This is a genomic window from Pseudomonas brassicacearum subsp. neoaurantiaca, from assembly GCF_013608025.1.
GTDB lineage: Bacteria > Pseudomonadota > Gammaproteobacteria > Pseudomonadales > Pseudomonadaceae > Aquipseudomonas.
Genome location: NZ_VDLV01000035.1, coordinates 1 through 309 on the forward strand (window position 1 = coordinate 1; position 309 = coordinate 309).

A 309-nucleotide genomic window follows, 5' to 3' on the forward strand; every position below is an offset into this window, starting at 1 on the left:
AAGCCTTCGCACCTGCTCTTGATCTGGCCCGCCATTCTGCTGCCCGTCGGCACTGTCCTGGGCGCCTTGCGAGCGTTGGGCATCGCCGGGGCTGGACATCGAGGGGCTTTCAGTGGATCAGGTGCTGGGGCGATTGCTCGATCAAGTCTCGGCGCCAAGGTTGTGATGGAGCTTTTCCTGACCGAAGCGCTTTCCGTGGCGAGGGAGCTTGCTCCCGCTGGGCTGCGCAGCAGCCCCCAGATTCTACCTGGCACACCGCAAGGGGAGGCTGCGCCTCCAGCGGGAGCAAGCTCCCTCGCCACAGTGGGT

General features: G+C 65.4%; 1 pseudogene. It reads left to right on the forward strand.

From position 1 onward, the window contains the following. Positions 1–82 precede the first annotated feature (82 nt). Positions 83–166 (forward strand): annotated as a pseudogene (locus FHK92_RS27840) (hypothetical protein); the annotation flags it as partial. Positions 167–309: the final 143 nt, after the last annotated feature.